Below are 25,735 nucleotides of genomic sequence, written 5' to 3'. Positions count from 1 at the left end.
CCCGCAGGGCGCAGGTCTGCGTGCCTGATGCGCCGTGAGACCGATCGCAACGCGGCGGCAAAATCCTGTCCAATTCACCTGCGGTCAGTCAGTTTTCAATAACGTTTACGGGCTAGGCTCAGTCTGGTTTTGTTGCTTTCGGAGGAGCAACTAACCGGAGGAGCCCAGCTTGGCATCAAAACCAGCGAAGAAGGCGGGAGAAGATTCGGAGTCGGTAGGGCTTGCCGCATTGGCCAAATTGGCAAGGACTTCCTACGAGGGCCGCCAGTGCGATCTGGACGCTAAACTTCAAAGTCTCGAAGCCCAGGCCCTACGGTTTGCGACTGTCATTGATAATATCTCCCAAGGTATCTGTTTATTCGATCCCGAGGAGCGGTTGATATTATCGAACCCTCGGTATTCTGAAATTTACCGGGTGCCGCCCGAGCGTCTTGTCCCGGGCATCACACTGCGGGAGATCGTGGTGCACCGCGTCGCCGCAGGGACATCCGCAATGTCGGTCGACGAATATCTTGCTTTGGCCAGATCAGTTAATTCAGGTGCGATATCGCGAACGTGGGCTGCCGATCTTGCCGACGGACGAACGGTGCAAGTCTATCATCACCCTATGCCGGACGGCGGTTGGGTTTCGACCCACGAGGATGTCACCGAGCTAATCGCTATACGCCAGATAGTCGACGAGCGGATATCGCTGCAGACCTTGATCGACTGGGTACCCGATTACCTTTGGGTCAAAGATTCGGAAAGCCGCTTCATTGTGGCCAATAGGGCGCTCGCAGCCGACAGCGGGCGCGAAACGACCCGCGACATGATTGGATTGACAGACTTCGATCTCCACGCCCCCGAGCTTGCGAGCAAATTTCGAGCCGACGAATTGAGTGTTCTGCGGACGGGGCAGCCGATGATCGATGAGGAAGAATTCGTTGTCGATCGTTCAGGGGCGGGCAAATGGCTTTCCTCAACCAAGGTACCGTTGCGTAACGACCGAAATGACGTCTTTGGCCTGGTCGGCATTGCTCACGACATAACAGGCCGCAAGCGGGAAGATATGCTCCGCACCGGGCAGGCAGAAATCCTTGAGATGATTGCGACCGGCGCGCCGCTGGACGACGTGCTGGACCGGCTGATGCGTCTCATGGAATCACAACTCACGGGGATTCTGGGTTCGGTGCTGCTCCTCGACAAGGAGGGCCGGCATCTGCGGCACGGCGCGGCGCCGAGCTTGGCGGAAGGGTACATAAATGCCATCGATGGAGTCGCCATCGGACCCAAGGTCGGATCTTGCGGGACCGCTGTGTTTCGACGCGAACCGGTTGTAGTTGCCGACATCATGGGAGATCCTCTCTGGGAGGATTATCGCGACCTGGCGGAGAGGTACGGTTACCGCTCTTGCTGGTCCACCCCGATAGTTTCCCACCAAGGCGCTGTTCTGGGTGTCTTTGCAATGTACTCCATGACGGTTCGTGAGCCCGCGGAGGCCGAGACCCGTCTGATCAACTTTACCACTCGCATCGCCGGCATCGCCATCGAGCGCAAGAAGGCGGAAGACCAGATCCACTTCATGGCCAACCATGATGTGCTTACCGGACTGCCCAATCGAGCCTTGCTTCAGGACCGACTTTCGCAGGCGATTTTACACGCCCAAAGATATGATCGCTGGGTTTCGGTCGTCTTCATCGATCTGGACAATTTCAAGCTTATCAATGACACGCTCGGCCACAACGCAGGCGACAGGCTGCTCAAAACAGTCGCCGAACGGATGGTGGGGTGCATCAGTTCGACCGATACTATCGTTCGACTTGGTGGTGACGAGTTCGTCCTTGTGCTTTCGGATCAACCGAAGAACGTCGACCTCATCGCAGAAACGCTGCAGAAACTCCGTACGGCAATAGCGGAGCCACTTCAATTGGGCGACCATTGCGTAAGGGCGACAGCAAGCATCGGTATCGCAACTTACCCAAAAGATGGAAAGGCCCCGGAAAGCCTCGTGGCCAATGCCGATGCTGCAATGTATCGGGCGAAAGCGGTCGGGCGCGACAACTTCCAGTTCTATGCTCCGGAGTTCAACACCAGGGCTCATGAACGCTTCTTATTGCAGGAAGAGCTTCGAACTGCGCTGGCTCGATCAGAGTTCGAGCTCTTCTATCAGCCGCAGATAGATCTCCGATCCGTGCAGATCGTGGCCGTAGAAGCGTTGATACGCTGGAACCATCCAGCACACGGGGCGATGGCCCCAGTTGGCTTCATCCCCACGGCCGAGGAGACAGGCCTGATCGTGCCCATAGGCGATTGGGTCCTGCATGAGGCTTGTCGGCAGAACAAGGCTTGGCAAGATCTCGGATTGGAGCCGATCACCGTTTCCGTGAATGTCTCGGCTCGCCAATTCAGCGAAAAAAACCTGGTTGAACGTGTCGTTCACGCGCTCAGTGAGAGTGACCTGGAGGGCTGCTATCTCGAACTTGAACTCACAGAAAGCCTGATCATGCAGGACGTCGGTCTGGCAGTCACAACGATGAACAAACTCCAAAGCTTAGGGGTTCAGATTTCGATCGACGATTTCGGCACAGGGTATTCAAGCCTGAGTGCTCTCAAGACATTTCCAATCGCACGGCTAAAAATCGACAAGTCGTTTATCGACGACGTCGCCACGAACGAAGACGATCAGGCGGTCGCGAGTGCCGTCATATCGCTCGGTCAAAAACTGAAAATGAGAGTCATTGCGGAAGGAGTCGAGACTGACGAGCAGGTGGCGTTTCTACGCAAAAACAATTGCGATGAGATGCAGGGTTATCACTTCAGCAAACCGGTATGCTCCCGAGAGATCGAAAGGTTGCTGGAGAGCCGCAGCAGATAGCTCAGATTGCGTTGATCGCCGACGTCGACCGAAAAAGGCTTCAGCCCTCACGTGATGGCGACCCATGCAGGAGTGAGTGGCGGCGGTCGCGATGCGGGTCATCCCGCCTGACTGCTCGGCCCAGGGTCTTTCAACATTTGAGGCCCGACGGTAGGCGCGTGACGCCGTTGCCTCCCGGATCATTGCCAACACGTAGCCGGCGTCAAAGACGAGGCTGAACTTGTGCCGCTTTCAAAGCAACCGCTGGGCCGCTAGCTGGAGGAACAGATTGGCAGTCGTTAAGACCAGGAGTGCTGGAAACTCGGACCCATGAGATACGTAGTCGCCTCGCTGTTCGGCGCCCTATTATTGTTCGGGTTCATCGCCTTGGGCGGCGCCGGCCACGGCTGGATCGCGGGCGCGTTCAGTTGTCTGCCATTAGCTGCGGTCTCATTTGCCGCTTGGCTCAACGCACTGCGCACCGTGCCTTCGCTCAATGTCGCTAACGGACTGCTTGTTACCGCATGCGTCGTGCTGGCGGGCACGGCATACGGCACGCTGTCGGAAGGCACGGGCTACTTCCTTGGTTATTGGCGCCTGCAAGGTCCCCTGACCGGGTCGATTATCGCTCTCATTTATTTCAACTGGATATTCGCTTACGGGTTTTCATGGTGGCGGCGGCGTGCCTCATCCAGCATCGGAACCTGACCCAAACGCAAGCTTATGGTCGCGTGGCAAAGCGACGGTCTGGCCCGAATCATCGGCCATGACATGAATTTCAGTCACGGAGGTAATACAGCTACTGTTCACAGACGCCACGGCGTCCCAGCGGCCGCGACCTGCCGCCGCTGGCTGGTTCGGCGTCGGCTCTTCATGGTGCTGCATCTTCTCGACAGCGCGACCGCCACCGCTTTGTCTTTGGTGGGGGGCTGCAAATCAATTCGGCGCTAACCAAACCGTTGGCGTAAATTGCGTCGCACGAGCAGCGCGTTTTAATGAGGCGGGATGCGATGCACTGGCAAGCTTTCTGCTGCCCGCACTCTGCTGAAGGGCGAGACTGTGGGCTTGAATTGGCTCAGACCTGGGCTTGAAAGCCGTGGAGGACTGCCATGTCCTTTGCACAAGAAATCTGACTCTCACTATGGGTAGGATGAATTCTGTGGCCAAGGCACTCAAGATCCCCCAACGGAACGGACCTCTCATCTTGTCCTATATGGACCGGGACGGGAAAATTGCGATCGGACAGGTCGCGGATGGGTTTGGCATGTCCAAGAGCCAGTTGGCCCAAACCGCTGGTCTTGCTCGCGAGACCTTTATCGGCCGGAGCGCAGCGCTGCGGTAAAAACACAGGGGCGTCTGCGGGAGATGCTCGAGATTATCAGTCGCGTGACGGATTGGGCGGGCGGCAAGGAGCAGGCGATGGCCTGGTATCGCGCTCAGCCGCTTCCAGCATTCGGCGGACGCACGGCTGAGGCGCTGGTGAAGGACGGCAAGGCCGTTGCGGTCCGTGATTATCTCGATCACATGGCCCTTGGTGGCTTTGCGTGAAGTTCGTCGGAACCTGCTATCGGGCGCACGATCCACGTTGGGCATTTAAGCCCACTTCCGGTGCAGGAGCAGCGATCAGGGGGGCCCGATTCAATCCCAAAGGTGTGCCGGCGCTCTATCTGGCGTTGAGCCTAATGACAGCCATCAAGGAAGCCAACCAGGGCTTCGCGCAGCGGATCGACCCCTGCGTGCTGTGTTCGTACGACGTTGACTGCGACGACATCGCGGATCTGACAACGAAAGAGACGAGGGGAGAATTTTCTGTCGCGCTCGAAGACATGGGCTGGCCTGGGCGACGGCGCTTAGCGATGGGGAGCGCCCGGCGTCCTGGTCCGTCTACGACCGGCTGCGGCCTCGAAACGTTGCCGGCATCGTTGTCCCAAGTTTCGCGCCGAGCGCCGAGATGGAGGATCGCAACCTGGTCCTTTGGGACTGGGGCCCGGATCTGCCGCACAAGGTAGCTGCATTCGACCCGAGCGGTCGGTTGCCCAAGGACGAACTATCCTGGCGGTAACGCACTCTCGCTCATCCGGACGGCAGGGGGGCTTTCGCCCTACAGGCCTGATAGTTTGGTGAGATTGACACAAAAGCAATCGCGTCTGTGCCTCGCCAAGTCAAATCTCGGGTACCTCAGATCTTCCACTCCCGGGATGAAAGCAGCCAGGACAGGTAGGGAGCTAAGGCGCTGCGGGCGAGCGCGGTAGCAGACTCTCAGCGATGCGCGCTGCAACGGCGGCAACGACCCACAACCAGGCGGGTTCTGCCACAGCCTTCGACCGCTGCGTCGAGCGGTGCTTGTGCAGTGAGAGCCCCGAAAGCGGTGGGGCTCGATGGTGGTTTGCAATCACCCCTCCAGCTTTCTTGCGTTCCGCTGCAGCGTCTTCATCACTGCTGGTCTCCTCGATCAGGTCGCGATCGTGTCGAAGAGGAGTGCTGCTTGGCGCGGTACTGATTTCATAAGCTGCCCTATCGGAAACCCTTGTTGCGAGCCCGGATATTCCACCGTGTCCTGTCACGGGTCCCGGCCGGCTGGTGCTCCTTTGACGCCAAGAACCTCGCTGGCCCACCAATGTTCCCGCGCTTAATCAACCCATCGCTGATCGAAGTGACAGTGGCGCCCGCCCGTCATATTCGCGTGTAGGATGTAGGTTGCCAATTTCCTGAAACGCTCGGGGCAGCAGCAGAGGTCGGAGTATTGGAGGGCAATACCGCTTGGCTTGCTGGGCACGTTTAGTGCCCTTCCTGGCTCGATCTCTTCGCGCGGTGCCATCACCTGGGCAGGTCACCTATCATCGAGTTTATCGGCACAGTTGCTCATTGCCCGCCGTCCTTGGCAGCGGGCGCCTTTAACGGTCCAGAAGTTTTCCTGGCGTACAGCAGGTTCATGAAACCGCTACGGCATTTTGGCGAACCAACCCGCCGTCTCTTCCTCTTGAGAACGGCTTTGCCCATCACCGTGGTGACGCTGATAGTTGCGATCGTCACCGCGGGACTTTTGCTGTGGTCGGCTATCCAGACTGACCGTGTTGCCGTGTCGCGGCAAAAAAGCCTGGTTGCGCTGATCGTATCCAACCTGGAGAGCGGAGTAGCGCATGACCAGGAGAGCGTCACGGTTTGGGACGATGCGGTCAACGCGCTGCGGAGCCGCGACGCAAAATGGATCGACACCAATCTCGGCAGCTGGATGCACACTTACTTTGGCCACGACCAGGTCTACATTCTCGACGCCAATGACGCGCCAGTCTACGCATTCGTCGACGGCTCTATTGTCGCTTCCTCCAGCTACCGTTCCGCAAGCCCGATGACAGCGCCTCTTGTCCTCAATCTTAGGGCAAGATTGAAACGTGAGGACACCGATGGAGTGACGGAGCAGGTGCTCACGATAGGTGCCTCCGACATGGCCGTCATCTCGGGCCACCCCGCCATTGTGAGTGTAAAGCCGGTCGTTTCCGACAGTGGCCACATCGCGCAAATACCAGGGGAGGAGTTCCTGCACGTCGCGATTCGATATCTCGATGGCAGTCTGCTTACCTTGCTGCGCCAGGATTATCTGCTCGAGGGCGCGCGTTTCTCCTGGGTCAATAAGCTCGCCTCGGCAGAGGCATCTTATCCCCTCGTCGACCGATCCGGCTCGACCATCGGCTTCTTCGTCTGGCAGCCATACCGGCCCGGGACCTTCGTTCTCTTTCAACTGGTTCCAATTTTGGTCGCCTTGTGCGGGCTGGTTCTGGGCGGCGTCATTGTGGCTCTCAGAGCGTTGCGCAGGCGAACTTTGAAGCTAATTGAATCGGAAGATCGAATCTTTCAACTCGCCCACAACGATCTGCTTACCGCGCTGCCCAATCGCGGGCAATTCAACGACCGTTTGGCCGACGCGCTGTCGCGGCTGCCCTCGACGGGCGAGCAACTGGCGGTTCTTTACCTCGACCTGGACAGGTTCAAGCAGGTAAATGATACCTTCGGTCACCCCGCCGGCGATGAGCTGCTTAGGGAGTTTGCAGACCGGTTGAGGCGGCTAACCACCGAGGCAGACACGGTCGCGCGCCTGGGTGGCGACGAATTCATCATCATCAAGCGTTCGGTCGCAGGCGAAGATGAGGTCAGGACGCTATGCGAACATTTGCTCGAGTCCGCGCGCCGGCCATTCCAGGTCGCCGGAGCTCAGGTCTTTGTGGGGGTGAGTGTTGGCGCAGCGTTTGCTCCAAGGGACGGATTGGAGTGGGTAGAGTTGGTGCGTAAAGCCGACGTCGCACTGTATCACGCCAAGGCTCGGGGCCGCAGCAGCTATGCATTCTTCGCAACCGAGATGGACCAAACCTTGGCAATGCGCAAGGGTCTCGAACAGGACCTGCGCAGTGCTTTGCAAGCGCCCGGCCAGATTCAGGTCTACTACCAGCCGCTATACACCGCAGACACAAACCGGATGGCAGGTGTTGAAGCGCTTGCCCGCTGGTCGCATGTGGAGCGTGGTTGGGTTGCGCCCGACTTGTTCGTACCGTTGGCCGAAGAAATGGGACTGGTTGAACAATTGGGCGAACTGGTTCTCCGCCAGGCGTGTCTGGATGCGGTACACTGGCCAATCGAGACATTGGCGGTGAACGTCTCGGCTTTGCAATTGAACAATCCGAGCTTTGCCATGAAGGTCACGAGCATCCTGCTGGAGACCCAGATGGACCCTCGACGGCTTGAACTCGAGGTCACCGAAAGCACGCTGTCTCAGCACCGGACTGAATGCCAGCAGAACGTCGAAGCGTTGCGCAGCATCGGCGTACGCTTTGCTCTTGATGATTTTGGGACGGGGTTCTCCTCACTTGGACGCCTGCAGACCCTGGAAGTCGACCGGATCAAGATCGACCGAAGCTTTGTGCAGGGCTTTGGTCACTCAAATGGAGACGAGGCTATTGTTCAGGCGATAATTGACCTGGCCCGCGCCACTGGCCTCAGCACCACGGCGGAAGGTGTGGAGACGGACAGCCAATGCGATTTTCTGCGCAAACTCGGCTGTGACCAGCTACAGGGATTCTTGCTGTCCAGGCCCGTGCCCAAGCAAGAGATCGAGAATCTCATAACGGGCGCAACAAGGCGCGCTTCCGCCTGAGGCCGCCGAATGCGGGTTCGGGTGACCCTTAACGGGCTTGTGGCAGGCGATGCGGTTCTGGCACTCGGTCAAAATCGGCCAGCACATTTCCTGGCCGAGAGGAGCTGAGCACCCGTCGCCCAGAACCTCCACTTTGTGGTTGCGCCTGCCTGCCATGCCGTTTTCCATAAAGACTTTGCCGCGTTGCTTGTCACTCACTCTGTTGATGTTCCAATCTCCGGGCTGCCGGTGCCGACGGATAGCTCGCGAGCACCGTCTCCAGGCGAGCCAGGCGGGCCTTTTGGGCGTTCAGCTCATAGCCGGAACGCCATGCGCTTCTCCCGGGTCGTGTGTCTCTGCATTGATCGATTTGAAGCAGCGAAATGCTGAGGCGGACCGCGTCGATCTCTTTGACGAGCGCGGCCATCACCGGTTTGCGACTATGCATGGCCATACTTGCTGTACGAGGGTGGCGCAAAACGTCAAGCAAGAGGAAATGTTCCCTGGCCGCGTGTGGCGGCGGAATTTGCCTGGCATCTGGCCTTTGCCGGGCCGCGAACATCGTGCACGCCGACCAGTCGGCATTCTTGCCAAGTCGGCCCGAGGCCGCCTGGCCTGTCGATGGACATGGTTAACGAGATGGCTATCGCCAAAGTTTGCGCCTCACGTCAGATGAGACTTGCGCCGTCAGCCCCGACGATGGCCGGCGACGGGCGGCCCGAAGCAAAGCGGTCTAAGCACGGCCCGGGGCGGCAACAGCCGTCTTGTATTGGAGCTCACTTTAGCCTCGGCCTAGCGGCGTGATGAGTCTCCCGGTTCGTCGCATTCTTCGCAGACGCGACAGTGACCAGGGCGGTGCCGGACATGGAACAATGCACTGGCGGTCTGGTTTGATAGGCAAGCACTGAGAGCTGGAACTCGGGCTTTGCGGACAGACGGAAAGGAACTGAACATGTCGAGATCTTCCTACCCAAGCGGGCCGGGCAACAAAGGCAAGGTCGACAACGCCCCTGACGGATCTCCAAAACAGGATCCCGTGGAGGGGTCGCGCGAAACAATCGACCGCGAACTCGAACGGACAGACGCCAAGGACGGCTCCGACGAAACCGAATGCCTCCGTAGAGATTTGGGACGACAGGTGAAGGAGGAGACGAACTTGCCCGGGCGGGGATCGGCAGGGTGAATAGTTCACTGGAATGCATACGAGCACTGGCCGGCTTGGGTGGGCATGCTGGTCGTCGCCCGAGCAGGTCATATTCATTTTTACTAAAACTCCAGGAACCGATTGCTGCTGTCCGATTTGACTCCGCTCAGGGAGTCGCAAGTGCATGCGTAAACCGGAAGGCCAACTCGCTTTCATCGCGTTCCAATCGCCAACGCTGGTTCTAAACACGCCCGAGGAGGCCGACTGGCTGCATGAGATCAAATATGACGGCTACCGGACGGAGCTTGTCGTCGAGGGGAAGCAGGCGCGCGCATTTACCCGCCGGGGCTACGACTGGTCGCACCGCTACAAGCGGATTGTTCAGGCGGCGGCGCAGCTGCCCGTCGAATCCGCGATCCTCGATGGCGAAGCCGTTGTTCTGGGCAGCACCGGCCTGCCGGATTTTCAAGCTCTTGAGCGGGAACTGGGGAATGCGAACTCGCATAAGCTTATATTCTTTGCATTCGACCTTCTGCACCTCAACGGCCGCGATCTTCGGCGAGAACCGCTGATTGCACGCAAGGCCGCTCTCCAGAAGGTGCTGAGGGACACGGCGCCGACGCTGACCTATGCCGAGCACCTAGAGGCATGCGGTCGCGACGTGTTCGACCACGCGTGCCGGATGGGCCTGGAAGGCATCGTATCCAAGCGAGCCGATTCGCCGTACCGCCCCGGCATCCAAACGAGCTGGCTCAAGGTGAAATGCATCAAGAGCGACACGTTCCCGATTGTCGCCTTTGTCGAGAAGCTTGGTGCTCACCCCCGCCGTATCGCCTCGCTGTATATCGGCAGGTGGAAAGGCGACCGGCTGCTTTATGCCGGGAAAGCTCAGAGCGGCTATACGCTGGACGCAGCACGGCGGGTCAGGGAACGGCTAGATCCGCTGGTCGTCGGCAAATCCCCCTTGTCCGAACCGGTTGAGAAGCCGAAGGCGACCTGGGTCAGGCCCGACGTGCTGGCGGAGGTGCAATTCAGCGGTGTCACGGATCGCGGCATCTTGCGGGAGGCCGTGTTCAAGGGGCTGCGGGAAGATCTTCAGGCGATCCCGGCCAAGCCGCCGTCTCCCTCCAAGCGCTCGGAACCCCGGCATGGCGTCCCTCGCGAAAACATTCTGCAGCTTCTGCCCGATGCTATCGCGCCGTCCAAGGAAGAGCTCGCGCGCTATTGGGAGCGGGTGGCCGATCAGGCTTTGGTTCATCTGAGCCGCCGGCCGCTGAAGCTGGTCCGCCACGCCTTCGGCGCCACCTTCTATCACAAGGGGCAATTGCCTCCGATACCGGCTTCGGTGCACCAGCTTCGGGTCCAAAAGCGCGAAGGTGGCGAAGGTGTCCGAGTGTGGATTGACGATCTGGACGGTCTGCTTGGCTTAGTCGAAATGGACGCCGTCGAGCTGCATCCTTGGAACGCCACCATTGACGATATCGAACATGCTGACCGGCTCGTCCTCGACCTCGATCCCGGTGAAGGCGTTCCGTGGCAAGCGCTGGTTGAGGCCGCGCTGTCGCTGCGCCGTATCTTGGAAGCGGCTGGCTTGGAGAGTTGGCCGAAGGTGACCGGCGGCAAAGGCATCCACCTGATGACGCCGCTCGGCTCCAGGATGACCCACGACGAGGTCCGGCAACTGGCCAGATCGCTGGCTCAATGCCTCATCGATGCCGAACCCGACCGATACCTGCTGTCAGCCGACCCGGCGGCCCGAAAGAGCCGCATCTTCCTTGACTATCTGCGCAACGGCCGGGGCAACACCGCCGTCGGGGCTTTTTCTCCGCGAGCGCGGCCGGGCTTCCCCATTTCCCATCCTGTCACATGGGGACAGGTTGAACGAGGTATCAGGCCAGACGCCTTCACACTCGCCAACCCCTTCAGGCCCGATAGCCGAAGGGCGGCATAACCCAAACTTTGGCCACAGGCGCAATCTTCCCAATGGCAAAAGCGTGAGGCGGCGGTGGCGCCCTGCCTCACCGATCAGAGCCCTAGTGTTTGACCTGCTTCAAGCTGAAGGAAGGCTGCCGACGGATTCCTGAAAACCGCGTCCTGAAAAGCCTCGGCAGCAGAGGCGTGGGTGAGGTCGACCAGAATGGCTGCCGCTCGCTCAACTTCATCAGCCAAGTGGTCGAGTCGATCCATGCGTTTCAGGACGCGATCATGGAGCATCGATAACCGCGCGGCATGGTAGACCTCGCTTCGCTTGTGACCATCCCAATTGAATGGTTCGAACAACATCATGGTTTTGGCTCCTCAAGGCATGCTTGTCGGGTGCGCTATGTTGAGTAGCCGCCGACGGGCTGCTTTTGCCCGCGCCTGCCCGGCTCGCATGCGGCTGCACAGCGCAAGACTGATCGCAAGCCCGTGGTTGTCGTTGTTCATTGTCTGTGGCGGATCGAGGGAGAGTTCGCAGCGCCTGAGCGTGTTGTCTGGCCACCGCCATTTCCAGGTTCAAAAGTTCAACCATTCCTCGGCGTCCTCGATCATCTCCCTTCCATTAGAAAATCGTCACTTGGCCCTTTCGTTCCGCTCCCGGCCTCAAAAAGGGCCGCAAACACATGCCCGGCTGGGAGCGTCCTATCACCTGAACGTACACCCGCTGGCTCCGGCGTGCGGGTTCTTTGCTGTCCTACGCTTTGCGACGCGGCGAAGTCGGGGGCCGGGGATGCTCGTCCCGCCGTCGGAAATCCCCGGAAATGCATCGCCGCCTAGTTGTCGTCTGCCGCTGCCAATCCGAAACGGCCTGTAGCCTGGCTGCTCATACGAGGACCTGGTACAGGCGGCATTGGCGCAAATCCCGCTGGTCCACCTCTTGCCCACAATGGGGGCACGGATAGAAATGCCGCTCTTCCGGGATGTCTTCGCCGCCGTGCAACGTGCCGGGCTAGGCGGGCCAAGCTTTGAAAGCTTCGTCATGTCGGTTTGTCTACCAGCGGCGTCTTCCTCGTCGGCGGCTTGTAGGCATTCACCAAGCGCAGCGTGTCCAGGTTGACGGTGATAGGCACGCCAAAGTTCACCGTCGCCAGATCACCATCGACGTGAGTGACGCTGCCGATAAGCTCGATCGGCTGGCCCTTCTGCACTTTGGACGTCCGGTCGATGATCGAATGCGGGAAGCCGTAAGAGGGGATCGAGACGCTTACGCGGTCTGCGGTGACGCGCCGCCGGACTGTCGCCATGATTGCCACCTCATCGCCTATGTTGATGCTGCCCTTAGCCATGCCGATTCAAACTCGGAGCAGGCGAGTTTGTTTCGTAAGGAGATGCTAAAGTGTGATCGCCCTCTTGGAACATACCTCTACCTTCGCGGTTACTAGCGTTCCGATTTTGCGAAGTGTGGGAAGATCATGAAGCGAGACTTTGCATACCTGTGCGATTGGGCGAGTGCACGGGGCATTAAAATATATCGGCGTTCAAAGACGGTATGGATCGTGGCTGGGGGCTATCGAGGTCGGGATTTGGAAGTTAAGGGGCGGTCGCCAGCTGTTGCACTCTTACTATGGATTGAGGCAACCCAGTACAGAGGAACGATTTAGGACTGTTGGCACCTGCGAGTAGCCACAAAAAGAGCGCGACCGTCGGGATCTCCCCGCGAATGCATGTCGCCCCCAAACCGACACGCATGTCAACGATCCCCGCATCTCAGGATCGGATCGCTGGCCGAGCATGATGAAGCGCTGGTTGCCGGCTGGAACGAAACCGTCGGCCCTGAGGATGAAATCTGGCAGCTGGGCGACTTCGCGCGCCTAGGAACGTCGAAGCCCCGCTGACACACCTAAACGGCCGCAAGAACCTCATCGTCGTCGGCAACAATGATGCTTCCGAAACAACGGCCGCACACCGGTGGAACAGTTCCAACACATAGGGAGCTATTCAGGAGCACCAGCTCATCGTGTTGTGCCACTATCCGTTCCGGACATGGAACCGGATGGGCAAGAAGTCGATAAATCTGCACGGACATTCGCACGGCAAATTGAAGCCGCTGACACGCCAGTATGATGTTGGTGTCGACTGCTGGGATTTCCGGCCCGTTTCGGTGCACACATTGCGCGGCAGGCGCGCGCTCCGGTGACGCGGCTGAAGCGGAGAGGGTTTGGTGAGCGAGCACCGGCGGCCGTTGCCCTTTCACTTTCGATCCAGCACCTTCCGGATCTTCTCCGCCAATTCGTCGGTCGTGTAAGGCTTGGACAAATACAAGCGGTTGACCTGTTTGACCCGCGAACTTGCAAGATTGGGTTCGGATGGTGCCGACAGAATGCTACCAGAGTGATGGCGTAGTTCTGATCATTTGAGGTGACCAGCCGCGCGAAGCTTAGCCAGCAAGATCAGCGCTGTGCCATGGTAGTCAGCTCGCACGTGTTCGCTCAATGGGGAAGCCTCCCAAGCAGCGAGCGCCGCGACGAAAGGCGACGCGGCACCATTCACTGAGGCGCACCTTAATTGGCCACTCTTCTCGAGCACGACTATCGCCGTATCTGCGTCACCGTATCCAATGGCGGCCATTCTATAAATGTTGGCGTCACCGTCGACACGCACATCGAACAGCACCTTGCCAGCAGTTTTCTCCGCAGCGTCGATCACCCTGTCGGAAAACGGCTGCTGAATGCCATCCGCATTGGCCATCGATTGCTCGAACAGAACCATTTCAACATGTCCAGCCACCATGTTAGCGACAGTGCGCTGTTCTGTGCGATTGGCCTAGCCAACATTTCGTGGATATCTGCCGTTGTTCACAGGACGCACTGCGCACGCCGCCAATCACCGCGATGGCCTGACGAGTGGTTCGTAGACGATCTCCAGGATCACGATGAAGCAACGGTGCAGGCAAAAACTCAGGCCGAAGCGGGCGTGTAGAGGGATCGGAAGATAGACGGCGGCATGCGCGTTCACGGTCTCAATTCGAAGCGGCTCCCCGGGGCTGCCCAAACCCCGCAGTCTGTACCGCTCCCATTCGGAGCAAAAAAAGAACGATAGGCCGCTGCGGTCTTGACGAGGCAGGAATATATTCCTTATTTGTGACAGCATGAAGCCAGAGAGCGTCCATGGCAAAGCCCCAAAACGGGGCGGCGGGCTGAGCTCTGTCGGAATTGGCATCCGCAGCCCGGCAGCGCACTAGACGCTGCACCCGGGTGGCGAGGAAGACAGAACTGGAACGCGAGCCTGGCTTGTCGTGTGGTGCGATTTCGAACGTTTTTCGCGAGTCTGACACGAGCAGCACCTCTGGTGTCGGCAACCGCCGAGGAGCACAGAAGGGACCGTCGGTCCGGTTGGAAATCCAGAGGATGCCAAGGGATTGAGCGGGTTTGAGAATGCATGATTTGATCAGGTTCCTCCAGGCCAATGCGGCGTTGATCATTGCCAATCCTATTGCCTTCGCGACGTTCGCGATTCTTTTCGGGAGTGGAGGGTTCGTTGTGGGTCGCTATTTTCTAACCGAGCGCATCGCCAATCTGGAAAGCCGCATCGCCCGGCGTGACGACGAAATCGATGCGCTGAAAAAGCGCCGGGATAAGACGGGAGGGCCGTCCTTAATCCCTGTCATCGGCACATCGGCAATCGGCGAGAACGAAACCACACCACTGATGGGAACATGGCCGGACCGGCCTTGGCTAGGTCCACTGTCAGCGCCACCGCGTCAACGTCGTGGCTAAGCTACGGCTGGTGGTGGCAGGCATCTTTTGGATGAGAAAGCGGTTGATCAGAAAATAGAGTGAGCCATGTGGTGCTGTCGCGCCAAAAATCCGGTAGTGGCACAAGTAGCATGGCCGCGGACGTGGGCTATCCAAGCCGGCCCGGTATGTCATTCGATCCACCTATTTGTAGGGCACCGACAAATTGTGGAACTCTTCAAAATGGCCGGAAAAATTGCGCGCCAGATACCGCACGGCCCTGGGGTTATTCATCAGCCGATCGAGATAGCGGCCGGCAGCCAACAGTTCCAGGCTCACCGAACCACGTCGCTCCACAGCGCTCAGAAACTCACGGCTTAGCCGGTCAAGTTCTGGCGTCATCGCGTTCAGTTGATCTTTAGACGCGTTGGCAACCGTCGTCGGATCGAAACCCTCGGCCAGCAGCGCACGAGGCGTAAAGGCGACAAGCAACTTTTCATACGTGAACGTGACCCGCTCCATGGCAACCATCAACTTGGCAATTTCCAATTGCCTGGCCGGGAGCACATGCCGCAGTAAGCCGAAGATTTTCACCTTCACAGGGTAGTCCTGAAGAAAATTGAGCACGTCGGGGCAAATCCCGCCGACAAATTGGGCACTGCTGTCAGAAGGGGACTCCCAGGCATGCGCGGCTATCTGAGATTCGACCGTCAGGCCTTGCAACCGCTGGGCCAGGGGTTTTGGCATGGTGGCAAGGCTTTCGGACACCAGCAATGAGCGAAATTTCGTGTCGCTCATGATCAGGCGAAGCGCTTTGACCATACAGCCCAAGCGCTGTTCTGCTTCCACTGTTTCTTTGATGAAATGGCGCTTGCGTCTGCACTCTGCTTCATAGGTTGCCAAAAGCTCTGGCACGAAGAGCTTTACCTTTGACCCCGGTTGATCAGCGGCAATATTCCGGGCGTGTCTCTGGCCGTTACCCTGGAAAGCTATGTAGGCGGCAACGCGGGTCATACGATATTTCGAACTCACAATATCGTCTCCACATTTGCTCGCGCTGCCAGTCTGGTAATTGGGGCGAGCGTGGGGAAAAGGTAGGTGTCCAGTCGAGCCCCATTGTAAGCGCGCAATTCCGATTTGCCGACGATTTTGGACATAGGTGCAATCAGATAGTCTCGAATGACAAGGTCACCTGGGCGCATCCGGATCAAGATGAAAATGTCAGCCACCGACTGGCGTCGGGTTTTCAGGGACCAGAAGGGATATCCGTAGTCGGAAGCGGTGCAATGTAGGACTTCGATTGCAACCGTGAACTCGTCGTTGATCCGGAGGATCTCGTCCTCTTTGTCATATGTCGCCTGTCCGCCAGCGCTTCCGATCGCGCCCAGTAAGCCTTCTATCGCCTGTATACGCACTGTCGCCAATCGCCTTTTCGAGGCGATGAACTGCCTGGGCGACCGATATCCGATCAATTCGTAGGACTTCAGAAGACTTCCGAAGCGATGGAAATACAGGCTAGCCGCGGGGCAATCAGGCGCATCGTCAATGATCGAGGCAGACAAGTAGCCTCGGCGCGCCAGAACTTTCTTCAACGCAAGCAGTATCTCTTCGTTGCTCACCCTGATGCGCGAATAGAGCGTTTGGTGGATGAGTTGCGCCCGTTCGAACAGCCTGCGGTCAATGATGGGCTCGAATGCGCCGTCCGCTCGAGCCCAGTGTTCAGGAGGATTGTTCGTTGCCTTTGCTTTAAGCTTGCGCGAGCGCCTGTTCCAGACATTGTTGCCGATGTATTTCTCATTGGTCAGAACTCCGCGCACCGTTTCCCGCTTCCATGGCCGCCCAAGGTCCGTGACCACGCCGCGCTTGTTCAACAGCCTTGCAATCTCAAGCTCTGTCTTATGCGTTTTGACGAACTGACCGAAGATCCAGCGCACCGTCGCGATTTCTTCTGGCGGCCCGGGCACCAAGATCATTCTGTCGGTGTGCAGGCTCTTTTGTTCGTGCGGGCAGAGGATAAATTTGGGACGTCCTGACTGGTCCACCAACTGGCGTCTTAGGCCGAGCCCCGGCTTGCCACCTTGACGGAATCCGAGCCGGATCAGCCTCGCCTGGCCTATGAACGTCTTTTGAGAGAGCATGCGGCTGTGCTCGGCGGCCATGCTGCGTTTGATAGCCATAAGCACATCGGAGCCGACGCTGCCGTCATTTGCGAATTGCTCGGCGCAAAATTCGATCCGCACGCCGGCCATCTGGCAACGGAATTCGTAGGCGGCGCTTTCATTGATGTTCTGGAAACGTCCCCAGCGGCTGACATCATAAATCACGACCGTTTCGAACTCGGCGCGCCCACTTTCTACATCGGCCAGCATCCGCTGGAGGCCGGGACGACCGGCTAAGTTGAGACCGCTGCGACCGGCATCCTCGTAAGTGGCGACGATGTCGTAGCCCATGATTTCGGCATAGTTGCGGATGGCATCTTTCTGATTGTCGATCGAGTAGGTCTGGTGCTCTTTCGACATGCGCAGGTACTGAGCGGCGCGAACGATGCGTTTGCCTGAAGGAACTCTTGGGGTTCTGGCAACCTCGTCCATCGTTCGCGCGTCCTGCCGATCGGTCATGTTAGCGACCACAGCGCTATGGTTTGGTTGAAAATTCCTGTCCAGTTTGCGTCGAATGCCGGGCTTTTCTGTTTGGAAACCATGGCGTTCAACTGCCGGGAAACCCTGACTCACTTCGTGAGCCGGCGCGCCGCTGTTCGGCCGCAATCCGACCGCACTTGAGCGACATCGCCCCATGTGCAGTCCCGGGGCTACAAAGGAGCTCTGGATATGATGATGAAGAAGGCCATTCTGGCGGTGCTTATGACCGCTGCACTCGCAGGCTGCGCGCAGACCGAAGGCCAGCAGAGGGCTGGAACCGGAGCCCTGATCGGCGGCGCCGGCGGCGCCCTCGTCGGCCAGGCCATCGGCGGCAACACCAAAAGCACGGTCATCGGCGCGGCCAGCGGCGCATTGCTGGGTGCGGTGGTGGGTAGCGCGACCACCCCGCAGCGTCGCGGCGACGAGATGTGCCGCTACCAGGACCGTTACGGCCGTATCTACACAGCACCATGCGATGACCGTTACTACAACGGCAACTATTGAAGGGCGTTCGCCGGCTACTGACGCCCCAATAGACCTTGGCCGACGCTCGTCCGCGATATGGGCGTAGCAGGCTACGTCCATCGGACTAATTGTGTCAGCCGCTAAACGCGCCGACACTCTAGTTATCCGAAGCCCAGTAGACGCCTGCTGACATTGCTATCGGACGCTTGCCGACACCTGTCTCCCCCCGAAGCCCCGTCGACAGGCAAGGCGGATCCCGTCCCCGGATCCGCCTTTTTCATGTCCGCGCTATCGGCGCCCCTAAGCGGTGACGAAAGTGGGCTCACTGTCATTTTTTGCCCACTTGCCTGGAGTACCTTGTCTTTGAGGCGGGCGCTTTGGAGGAGGTCGATGTGACGACGACAAGCCTTGCCGCCCTGAAAAACCAAAGCAAACGCGCCGTCAAACGACTCATCGGCTACGATTCCCGAAACTGGCTGCGCATCCGCCAGATCGAGGCGTTCACCCTCTTCCTTGAAGCCGGCAACCGCAAAGCATCCGACGTGATCGAGATCTCACCCGGCTGGAACCGCTACTGGCGGGCGATTTGCCCCAACTACAGATCGGTCGACTTTCCCGACTTCGACATCTGCAGCGACCGCACAGACGAGCAATATTCCATCGTCATCGCCGACCAGGTGCTGGAACATGTCCAGCGGCCGCTGGCGGCAGTGGCCAATATCCATGCCATGACCCGGCCCGGCGGCTGGGCGATGGTGGCGACGCCCTTCCTGTTCAGGGTCCACGCCAGGCCACACGACTACAACCGATGGACGCCTGCCGGCCTGAAACAGCTGATGGTCGAGGGCGGCTTCGCGGAGGCCAACGTCAAGGTCCACGGCTGGGGCAACAAAGCCTGCGCCAGGGCCCATATCGGCGGCCCCGTCCGCGCCTACGGCCTGTGGCGGGATCTGAGCAATGACGAGGAATACCCGCTGATGGTCTGGGCGTTTGCCAAGAAGGCGTGATGGAGTACTGCCCACGTTGCGGAACAGAACCGTGTGCCTGACGTTGTGCGACATCGGCAAGTCTAGGAGAAACGGCATGGTGGCGCCACGCGCGGTCTGGAAGGGGTTTCTGAGGGTCGGCTCGGTGGCATGCGGGGTGAAGATCGTTGGCGCCACAAGCGAAGCATCCAAGATCCACTTCAAAATTTTGAACCGCAAGGACGGCTTACCGGTCAAGAGCGCCTATGTCGATGAAGAGACAGGCGACATCGTCGAAGCCGCGGATCAGATCAAAGGCTACGAGGCCGATAAGGGCGATTTCATACAGGTTGAACCGGACGAGATCAAAAAACTGAAACTGACATCGCAGCATACACTCGATGTCGATTCCTTTGTCCCGGTTACCGAGATCGACACACGTTATCTGGAGAAACCATACTACTTGATCCCCGCAGACGGACCCTCCCTGGAGGCGTTCGCCGTCCTGCGCGATGCGATGGCCAAGAAGCGCGTCGCGGCCCGCTCCTGCGTCGTGCTCTATCAGCGCGGGCGCGAAGTGCTGATACAGCCCCTTGGAAAGGGAATGCTGCTGACCGAGCTGCGCACCCACAATGAGATGACGTCGGAAGACACCGTCTTCGATGACGTGAAAAGTCCAAAGTACGATGCGGATTTGCTCGAAATCGCGGGGCTGCTCATCGACAAGAAGGCGACAAAGTTCGATCCCTCGAAATTCGAGGACACGTACGAGGACGCGCTGATTGCGATGATCGACGCCAAGCGCAAGGGCAAAAAGCCCCCGAAACCGGTCCCGCAGCCCAAGGAGAACGTGGTCGACTTGGCCTCGGTGCTTCGAAAGAGCCTTGCCAAGGAAGGCGTCAACCAAGACCGGCCAAAGGCTAAGAGCCGCAAATCAGCATAGTTAAAAAGTCAGTCGAGCCTCTCGACCCATCGCGAAGCCATCTTCTGATAGCCTGAAGTCCGGCACATCGAAATCGACCTCGCGAGTTGCCATAAGGCAGGAGAACTCGTTTGCGCCAAATGAGACATGGAGGCACCGAGCGTCGGATGTTTCGGGCATGGTTCGCTTGACTCGCGCTCGTCCGGGCCGATCTAGAGGGCTTTTGGCGCCTTTAGCCCAAGCGGAACTGCTCTGCCACTCTTTCGCGCCAAACTCCAAGAGCGGCGCAACGACGTGCGGTCTTTAGGGAACGGCGCCTCGGCATCCGCAATGTCTCACCAGTGTCCAACCAACTGCACAGCAAGCATTCCAAAGCCAATCGCGCGCCCGATGTTGGAACATCGCGGATGCTGGGACATTGGTGACGGATGCCGTTGCAAATGCAAGGGATGCCAAAAATGGGCAGCTTGCTCATGACTGTCTGGTGTTTGGTGAAAGAAAGCGTGGTCGGGTTCATCAACGACAATGCTCTCAGTCATGGCGCGGCAATGGCTTTCTATGCCACCACTTCTCTGGCGCCAATTTTGCTGATCGTCGTCGCAATCGCAGGCTTTGTTTTCGGTCACGACGCTGCACAATTAGCTTTATCCGCTCAGATTTCGGGCCTGATGGGCCCTCAGAGCGCAAATATCCTCCAAGCCGCGCTGCAGAGCGCGTCAAGCCGGTTCTCCGGAAGCTGGGCTGCGGTGATCGGAATAGTCACCTTGTTGGTGGCTGCGTCGGGAGTCTTTGGCGAAATGCAGCAATCGCTGAATACGTTATGGAAGATTAAACCTCAGGGAAGTTCGTTATCACGCCTGGTCCGCGCCCGTGCCGCAAGCCTCGGCTTGGTGGCCGCGCTCGGCTTCATGTTGCTCGTCTCTCTGGTTGCGAGCGCAGCGATATCGGCCGTGGGAAACATCATCAACGCGCATCTGCCATTCGGCAAAATCGTCCTTGGTGTGATCAACGCGGTCGTCTCCTTCGTCCTGATCTCGGTGATGTTCGCCGCCATCTACAAGGTTCTGCCCGACCGAACCCTCGAATGGCGCAATGTCCGGGTTGGGGCCGTTGTAACCGCGGCTCTGTTCACGCTCGGAAAATCCCTTATCGGCTGGTATATCGGTACCAGCGCAGTGGCATCCTCATATGGTGCCGCCGGTGGCCTGCTCGTGATCCTCCTTTGGGTTTACTACTCGTCGGAAATTTTCCTGCTCGGGGCCGAATTCACGCGCGCCTATTCGACACGGCAGCAGGTCCGACCAGAACGCATCGGCTGACAGTCCTCTGTCGCATTTCGCGCAGAGGCAGAGTCCAATTCGGCGGGGCGTTGTCGCCCTGCGGTGGCTGCGGGAGCGCAACGATGACCGCCCTTCATCCGATCGAGCAGGCCTTCGCCAAGATCAAACATCTAATTTTTCGTCAGAACCAAGTCAGGAAGGCTGGCATTCGGGTCTTTAGTGATTCCCTTGGATCGTCCTTCCGACCGAGCCCAGTTCGTCTGAGCGTCGAGCAGTTCATCCTCACCAGTCAGGCCGCTCATAAAAGCCGGAGGACGTGCGTAGCAATGCGCTCGCCGTCCTGCCTACTGGTAAAAAGCATTGATTGATCTTCCTTGTGGATAGGGCACCTCTCCGATAAAAACTAGTCGGCTTCTTGGTCCTTTGGTTCGCCAGACCATACGAGAGAATACGAGGGAAACGGATTGGCGAACCATCCGCCAAGGTATTGATTATTCGTAGAGAACGACGACCCTCAGAGAATAAGATAATCGTTATTGGTCAAAGGGTTACGAAGCGGGTCGCCCGAATTGATTCAAGAAGCTGATCCAGCCATTCGCTGACCGCATTTATCTTCTCCCGAATAGCAGCAATGCGCCTCATCACTCTCGTTCAGGCGGGCTGCCATCTTTCCTGAAAACTGCCGGTCCGTTCAGGATGGTCGCCGGCGGGCAACAAATTGTCGCGCTTCCTGTAACCGGAGTTGTTTATGACACTGGAGACGCAAGGCTCCGCGGCGATCATCTATGCGGCTCGCTCGCTGCCCTGGGTTCGATGCCGATCATCGGGTTTCGACGCCGAAGCCGTGCACCGGAATTTCGGCCTGGCCGAAGGATTGTTGACCGTCGGACTGCAGCGAACTGGCAACGGGCCGCAGAAGCCCCATGTGCCTGTGGCTGATGTCCTGGCATTTGCCGATCGGCCAGAGTTCGAAAATCCGGTCTTCCAAAATCGATGACACAGGCGCTTTGGGGAAAGAGGGTGCACAAGCTGTGTTGGCAGTTTGAGAATTCGCCGATATGCCGCACAACGGCAAATGCAACGCCGAGCCGGAACACGCCCGAGCAATGTCAGGTTCGGAGGAGGACAAGTAGCCGTGACGCAGAAGGGGATCACCTTGAGGGACGTTGCTGCCGCGGCCAATGTATCGCGCGCTACGGCCGCGCGGGCGCTCAACAGCTACGGTTATGTCGGCGACGAGACCGCACTTCGGGTGCTGGAGGCGGCTGAAAGACTGGGTTATCGGGCCAATCTCGTAGCGCAGGCCCTCCGCAGCGGTCAGTTGCCGATCGTCGGCTTCGTGCCCGGCGACATCCAGAATCCGTTCTTCGCGCGCATCGCTCACGACATCGAGGTAGAATTGCGCAAGCACCGCCACAACCTGCTGATCGCAAGCAGCGAAGAGAATATCGAACAGGAAAAGGAGTTGCTGGAGAGTCTGCGCTCACTGAGCATTCGCGGCTTCATCCTGGCGCCAACCTCAGCGACCGACAGCGAGCACATCGTGCGCCTGGTGCGTGACGGCGCACCGGTCGTGCTGATCGACCGCGTCGTCAAAGAGGTGCACTGCGACAGCGTCGGCGTCGACAACGAGGGCGGCGCGGGCGAGGCCGTGGATTACCTAGTCGCCAACGGTCACAAACGGATCGGGCTGTTGCGCGACGAATCCCGTATCTTCACCGCGCAGGAGCGTCTTGCCGGATACCGGAACTCACTGCAGTCGCATGGCATCGCGCTGGATGAATCGCTGATCAGCGTGTCGCGCTCCACGGTCGAACATGCCGTCGAAGCCACCATCCGCCTGTTCAGCCGACGCAACCGTCCTACAGCGCTTTTCACGGTGGACAGCATGATGACCCAAGGCGCCCTTCTCGGCCTGCGCTCACTGGGGCTCGCAATCCCCAACGACGTGTCACTGGTCGGCTTCGACGACTTCAATCTCGCGACTTTCACCGATCCGCAGATCACCGTCGTAGCCCAGCCCATCTCCGAGATCGGACCGCTCGCGGCCAAGCTGCTGCTGGAACGGCTCGCCGGAAAGAAAGTTGCGCCGCGTCACACCCGGTTCCCGACGCGCCTCGTCATTCGTGGCTCGGTCGCACACCAGCGCTGACCGGCACAGAACTTCCGTTTCAGACATTTGCTCGCGGGGGGCTTGCCAACCCCAAAAAAGCATGGCCATTATCTGGATGTGAGATCGATCTCACAACCTAACGGTTAATCAAAGGCTGGCTGGACGGCGCCTCGATTTTGGCGGCCCGGTAGGATTCCGCCGAATGCGAGTACAAGGAAGAACGACATGTTGAATTTCGATAGGGAACGCTTCGTAAGGATACAGAGCGGGGCCGTTTCCATAGCTGGCGAGGCGCGCACGCTCATGCGCGCGCTGCTTGCGGACGGCGTCGAGAGGCTGTTTTTCATGGGCACCGGCGGTGTGCAGCTTCTCACTCTGCCTGCGATCGAACTGGCGAAACGCTACTCCACGTTCCCGGTGAGCGCCGAATATCCGGCACAGGTCGTGCTCGATCCGCCGGCCGGCCTCGATAAAAAGGCCGCGGTTGTCATTCCCTCGCTGTCAGGCACGACCAAGGAGGGCGTCGAACTCATGGCTTTCCTGAAAAAGCGCGGCGTGCGCACGATCTCGCTCACCGGCCATTCGGACACCCCGATCGCACAGGAAGCAGACCACAATTTCACGAACTTCGCCGAAGACGACACCTCATCGGAATCATTCTACCTGCAGACGCTGCTGATCGTCCTGGCACTGCTGGCCGAGCGCGACGAATATGACAGTTTCGACGCTGCTGTCGCGGAACTTCAGCTTCTTCCCGGCCTTCTTGCCAATGCGAAGGCCGCCTTCGAGGACAAAGCCGCCGAACTGGCCGCGACAATCAAGGACGAGACCTACCACATCTTTACCGGCGCCGGCTCGGTGTGGCCGGAAGCCAACTATTACGGCATGTGCATCCTTGAAGAGATGCAGTGGATCCGGACCCGCCCAGTGCATGCCGCCGACTTTTTCCACGGCACGCTCGAACTGGTCGAGCCGGGCGTCAGCGTCTTCGTGTTCAAGGGCGAGGATCGCCTTCGCCCACTAGCCGACCGGGTCGAGAATTTCGCCAGGCGCTACACGGACCGCGTCCGTACGCTGGATGCTGCCTCGGTCCAGCTGCCGGGCATCTCCCAAGAGGTGCGCGGCATGATCTCGCCGGTACTGCTCGCCACCCTGCTCGAGCGACTGAGCGCGCATCTCGAAGTGCTGCGCAATCACCCGCTGACCACCCGTCGCTACTACAAACGCGTTGAATACTGATCCCCTCTCACCTTTGAAGGAGCTGCTTATGAAACGTTCGCTGCAAGTCGTGACGGTTACAGTGGCCGCGGTATCATCATTCGGTTTTTCGATCAGCGGCAGTTCCGCCGCTTCGGCTGCGGTCGCGGCCGATCCCAGCGCCAAGGTGGAGTACACCGGCACACTCTCGGTGCTGACCAAGTTCGGGCTGCAGCAACTGTCGCCTTACTTCGTCAACCTGGCGCAGCAATACGAAAAGCTCCATCCGGGCGTGAAGGTCGAACTCATCCAGGAGAGCGACGACAGCGTGAAGGGCAAGACCAAGACCCTGGTCGCTTCGAACTCGCTACCAGATGTCTATTTCTCCTGGACTGGCAGTTGGGGCGGCAATTTCGTGCGGGGCAATCGCGCCGTCGACCTGAGCGCCGTCATCGGTCCCGATACCGAGTGGGGCAAGACGCTTTCTCCCGCGGCCGTCAAAGCGTTCCAATACAATGGCAAGTTCTATGGCATCCCGCTTTATCAGGACGCCAAGTTCATGGGTTACAACAAGCAGCTATTCGGCAAGCTCGGCCTCAAGGCGCCGGCCAGTTTCGAGGAATTGCTGACCAGTTGCGACGCCATCCGCAAGTCCGGCGCGACACCGATTTCGTTCGGTAACAAGGAGGCTTGGCCAGCGATCCACTTTGCGGGCCAGCTGCTCGCCTACAATGTGCCGCAGGCAACGCTGGAACGCGACTTCGATCCGACCACCGCTGAATACACCGATCCGGGCTATGTCGCGGCGCTCAAGCAGTTCAGTCAGCTTGTCGAGCGTTGCACTGACGGCGCTGGCGTCAACGGCACATCCTATGCCTCGGCTCTCCAGGCGTTCACCAACGCGCAGTCGGCCATGTACTATCAAGAGATCATCGAGTTCGATCAGGCCGCCACGTCGGATTCGGCGCTCAAGCCTGCGGATTTCGGCTTTTTCAGACTGCCCGTACCGGCTCGCGCCAAGGGTGACCTCAAGTCGATCGAGGGCGCGCCCGAGGGCTACATGATCAATGCGGCGTCGAAAAACATCCCGCTGGCGATCGATTTCATGAAGTTCGTTACCTCGAAGGAAAACGCGCAGGTCCTGTCGGCGCCGCCTTATGGCCAGCCGAGCGCGACCATCGGCGGCGCCTCGGAAAAGAATATGAGCGCGGCTGTGGTCGACGGTCTCAAGGACATCAACGCGGCCTCGTACCTCATGCCCTGGCTGGACACGGCCAATCCGCCGCGCGTCGCCGCCGTCTGGCTGTCCAGCCTGCAGGCACTGGCGGGCGGTTCGATGACGCCCGAGCAAGTGATGGGCGAGGTGCGCAAGGCCGCATCCGCAGCCAGATAAGCGGA

Annotated in this window: 18 protein-coding genes and 3 pseudogenes; 15 read left to right on the top strand and 6 right to left on the bottom strand. The window is 59.0% G+C overall.

Features of this window, described 5'->3' with window-relative positions; translation table 11 throughout:
* Positions 1 to 169: 169 nt before the first annotated feature.
* The 5 genes and pseudogenes from LB568_RS06040 (at position 170) to LB568_RS06020 (ending at position 7,979) form a co-directional block, all read left to right on the top strand.
* Entirely contained in the window at positions 170 to 2,854 is a 2,685-nt protein-coding gene (locus LB568_RS06040; protein WP_224729588.1) for an EAL domain-containing protein, read from the top strand.
* A 309-nt stretch (positions 2,855 to 3,163) separates the two neighbouring features.
* Entirely contained in the window at positions 3,164 to 3,541 is a 378-nt protein-coding gene (locus tag LB568_RS06035) for a hypothetical protein (protein WP_224729587.1), read from the top strand.
* Between the two features lie 451 nt (positions 3,542 to 3,992).
* A pseudogene (locus tag LB568_RS06030) lies at positions 3,993 to 4,381 on the top strand (antitoxin Xre/MbcA/ParS toxin-binding domain-containing protein).
* Positions 4,378 to 4,895: pseudogene (locus tag LB568_RS06025) on the top strand (RES family NAD+ phosphorylase). Before LB568_RS06030 ends, LB568_RS06025 begins: the two co-directional pseudogenes overlap by 4 nt.
* Before the next feature lie 930 nt (positions 4,896 to 5,825).
* On the top strand, positions 5,826 to 7,979 hold the full coding sequence (locus LB568_RS06020; protein ID WP_224729586.1) for a putative bifunctional diguanylate cyclase/phosphodiesterase: 2,154 nt from the start codon (positions 5,826 to 5,828) through the stop codon (positions 7,977 to 7,979).
* Positions 7,980 to 8,169: 190 nt separating this feature from the next.
* Here LB568_RS06020 and LB568_RS06015 read toward each other — a convergent pair whose 3' ends face one another.
* Positions 8,170 to 8,385, bottom strand: a complete 216-nt coding sequence (locus LB568_RS06015; RefSeq protein ID WP_224729585.1) for a hypothetical protein — start codon at positions 8,383 to 8,385, stop codon at positions 8,170 to 8,172.
* A gap of 901 nt (positions 8,386 to 9,286) precedes the next feature.
* Here LB568_RS06015 and ligD point away from each other — a divergent pair.
* A complete protein-coding gene (gene ligD / locus LB568_RS06010; RefSeq protein ID WP_224729584.1) occupies positions 9,287 to 11,053 on the top strand; it encodes a DNA ligase D in 1,767 nt (588 codons plus the stop codon).
* Positions 11,054 to 11,127: 74 nt separating this feature from the next.
* On the opposite strand, the gene LB568_RS06005 is transcribed toward ligD, so the two are convergent.
* The 3 genes from LB568_RS06005 to LB568_RS05990 form a co-directional block, all read right to left on the bottom strand.
* Positions 11,128 to 11,388 (bottom strand): hypothetical protein, encoded by a 261-nt coding sequence (locus LB568_RS06005; RefSeq protein ID WP_224729583.1) that lies wholly within the window; start codon positions 11,386 to 11,388, stop codon positions 11,128 to 11,130.
* 671 nt (positions 11,389 to 12,059) lie between these two features.
* Positions 12,060 to 12,368, bottom strand: coding sequence for a hypothetical protein (locus LB568_RS06000; RefSeq protein WP_224729582.1), 309 nt, complete (start codon positions 12,366 to 12,368; stop codon positions 12,060 to 12,062).
* A 1,063-nt stretch (positions 12,369 to 13,431) separates the two neighbouring features.
* The gene (locus tag LB568_RS05990; protein ID WP_412033898.1) at positions 13,432 to 13,812 is read right to left on the bottom strand and encodes a hypothetical protein; all 381 of its coding nucleotides are present in this window, start codon (positions 13,810 to 13,812) and stop codon (positions 13,432 to 13,434) included.
* A gap of 644 nt (positions 13,813 to 14,456) precedes the next feature.
* On the opposite strand from LB568_RS05990, the gene LB568_RS05985 reads away from it, so the two are divergent.
* A complete protein-coding gene (locus LB568_RS05985) occupies positions 14,457 to 14,798 on the top strand; it encodes a hypothetical protein (RefSeq protein WP_224729580.1) in 342 nt (113 codons plus the stop codon).
* A 162-nt stretch (positions 14,799 to 14,960) separates the two neighbouring features.
* Here the strand turns inward: LB568_RS05985 and LB568_RS05980 are convergent, their stop codons facing one another.
* Both LB568_RS05980 and LB568_RS05975 read right to left on the bottom strand, forming a co-directional pair.
* Positions 14,961 to 15,770: a plasmid partitioning protein RepB C-terminal domain-containing protein gene (locus tag LB568_RS05980; RefSeq protein ID WP_224729579.1), complete on the bottom strand. Its 810-nt coding sequence runs from the start codon at positions 15,768 to 15,770 to the stop codon at positions 14,961 to 14,963.
* Positions 15,771 to 15,784: 14 nt separating this feature from the next.
* Positions 15,785 to 17,347, bottom strand: a complete 1,563-nt coding sequence (locus LB568_RS05975; RefSeq protein ID WP_224729578.1) for a recombinase family protein — start codon at positions 17,345 to 17,347, stop codon at positions 15,785 to 15,787.
* Between the two features lie 237 nt (positions 17,348 to 17,584).
* Here LB568_RS05975 and LB568_RS05970 point away from each other — a divergent pair, with 237 nt between their 5' ends.
* From LB568_RS05970 to LB568_RS05935, 8 genes and pseudogenes are all read left to right on the top strand, one after another.
* A complete protein-coding gene (locus LB568_RS05970) occupies positions 17,585 to 17,899 on the top strand; it encodes a YMGG-like glycine zipper-containing protein (RefSeq protein WP_023766297.1) in 315 nt (104 codons plus the stop codon).
* A gap of 353 nt (positions 17,900 to 18,252) precedes the next feature.
* The gene (locus LB568_RS05965; RefSeq protein WP_224729577.1) at positions 18,253 to 18,867 is read left to right on the top strand and encodes a methyltransferase domain-containing protein; all 615 of its coding nucleotides are present in this window, start codon (positions 18,253 to 18,255) and stop codon (positions 18,865 to 18,867) included.
* 76 nt (positions 18,868 to 18,943) lie between these two features.
* Positions 18,944 to 19,768: a Ku protein gene (locus tag LB568_RS05960; protein ID WP_224729576.1), complete on the top strand. Its 825-nt coding sequence runs from the start codon at positions 18,944 to 18,946 to the stop codon at positions 19,766 to 19,768.
* Positions 19,769 to 20,205: 437 nt separating this feature from the next.
* Entirely contained in the window at positions 20,206 to 21,066 is an 861-nt protein-coding gene (locus tag LB568_RS05955) for a YihY/virulence factor BrkB family protein (protein ID WP_224729575.1), read from the top strand.
* 721 nt (positions 21,067 to 21,787) lie between these two features.
* A pseudogene (locus LB568_RS05950) lies at positions 21,788 to 22,024 on the top strand (hypothetical protein); the annotation flags it as partial.
* A gap of 138 nt (positions 22,025 to 22,162) precedes the next feature.
* Entirely contained in the window at positions 22,163 to 23,179 is a 1,017-nt protein-coding gene (locus LB568_RS05945) for a LacI family DNA-binding transcriptional regulator (RefSeq protein WP_224729574.1), read from the top strand.
* A 186-nt stretch (positions 23,180 to 23,365) separates the two neighbouring features.
* On the top strand, positions 23,366 to 24,379 hold the full coding sequence (locus tag LB568_RS05940) for an SIS domain-containing protein (protein WP_023766291.1): 1,014 nt from the start codon (positions 23,366 to 23,368) through the stop codon (positions 24,377 to 24,379).
* Positions 24,380 to 24,407: 28 nt separating this feature from the next.
* Positions 24,408 to 25,730: an ABC transporter substrate-binding protein gene (locus LB568_RS05935; RefSeq protein WP_224729573.1), complete on the top strand. Its 1,323-nt coding sequence runs from the start codon at positions 24,408 to 24,410 to the stop codon at positions 25,728 to 25,730.
* The last annotated feature ends 5 nt before the right edge of the window (positions 25,731 to 25,735 follow it).

The organism is Mesorhizobium sp. B263B2A, from assembly GCF_020165775.1.
Lineage (GTDB): Bacteria > Pseudomonadota > Alphaproteobacteria > Rhizobiales > Rhizobiaceae > Mesorhizobium > Mesorhizobium opportunistum.
The sequence above is the reverse complement of the archived record's forward strand: the minus strand, read 5'-3'. Positions and strand labels throughout refer to the sequence as shown.

Coding starts and splice junctions, on each gene's coding strand:
- LB568_RS06005 (WP_224729583.1), bottom strand. CDS start 11,388: ATGATGTTGTTCGAACCATTCAATTGGGATGGTCACAAGCGAAGCGAG.
- LB568_RS05955 (WP_224729575.1), top strand. CDS start 20,206: ATGGGCAGCTTGCTCATGACTGTCTGGTGTTTGGTGAAAGAAAGCGTG.
- LB568_RS05975 (WP_224729578.1), bottom strand. CDS start 17,347: ATGGACGAGGTTGCCAGAACCCCAAGAGTTCCTTCAGGCAAACGCATC.
- LB568_RS06015 (WP_224729585.1), bottom strand. CDS start 8,385: ATGGCCGCGCTCGTCAAAGAGATCGACGCGGTCCGCCTCAGCATTTCG.
- LB568_RS06035 (WP_224729587.1), top strand. CDS start 3,164: ATGAGATACGTAGTCGCCTCGCTGTTCGGCGCCCTATTATTGTTCGGG.
- LB568_RS05935 (WP_224729573.1), top strand. CDS start 24,408: ATGAAACGTTCGCTGCAAGTCGTGACGGTTACAGTGGCCGCGGTATCA.
- LB568_RS05980 (WP_224729579.1), bottom strand. CDS start 15,770: ATGACCCGCGTTGCCGCCTACATAGCTTTCCAGGGTAACGGCCAGAGA.
- LB568_RS05985 (WP_224729580.1), top strand. CDS start 14,457: ATGCATGATTTGATCAGGTTCCTCCAGGCCAATGCGGCGTTGATCATT.
- LB568_RS05990 (WP_412033898.1), bottom strand. CDS start 13,812: ATGGTGGCTGGACATGTTGAAATGGTTCTGTTCGAGCAATCGATGGCC.
- LB568_RS05970 (WP_023766297.1), top strand. CDS start 17,585: ATGATGATGAAGAAGGCCATTCTGGCGGTGCTTATGACCGCTGCACTC.
- LB568_RS06000 (WP_224729582.1), bottom strand. CDS start 12,368: ATGGCTAAGGGCAGCATCAACATAGGCGATGAGGTGGCAATCATGGCG.
- LB568_RS05960 (WP_224729576.1), top strand. CDS start 18,944: ATGGTGGCGCCACGCGCGGTCTGGAAGGGGTTTCTGAGGGTCGGCTCG.
- ligD (WP_224729584.1), top strand. CDS start 9,287: ATGCGTAAACCGGAAGGCCAACTCGCTTTCATCGCGTTCCAATCGCCA.
- LB568_RS05940 (WP_023766291.1), top strand. CDS start 23,366: ATGTTGAATTTCGATAGGGAACGCTTCGTAAGGATACAGAGCGGGGCC.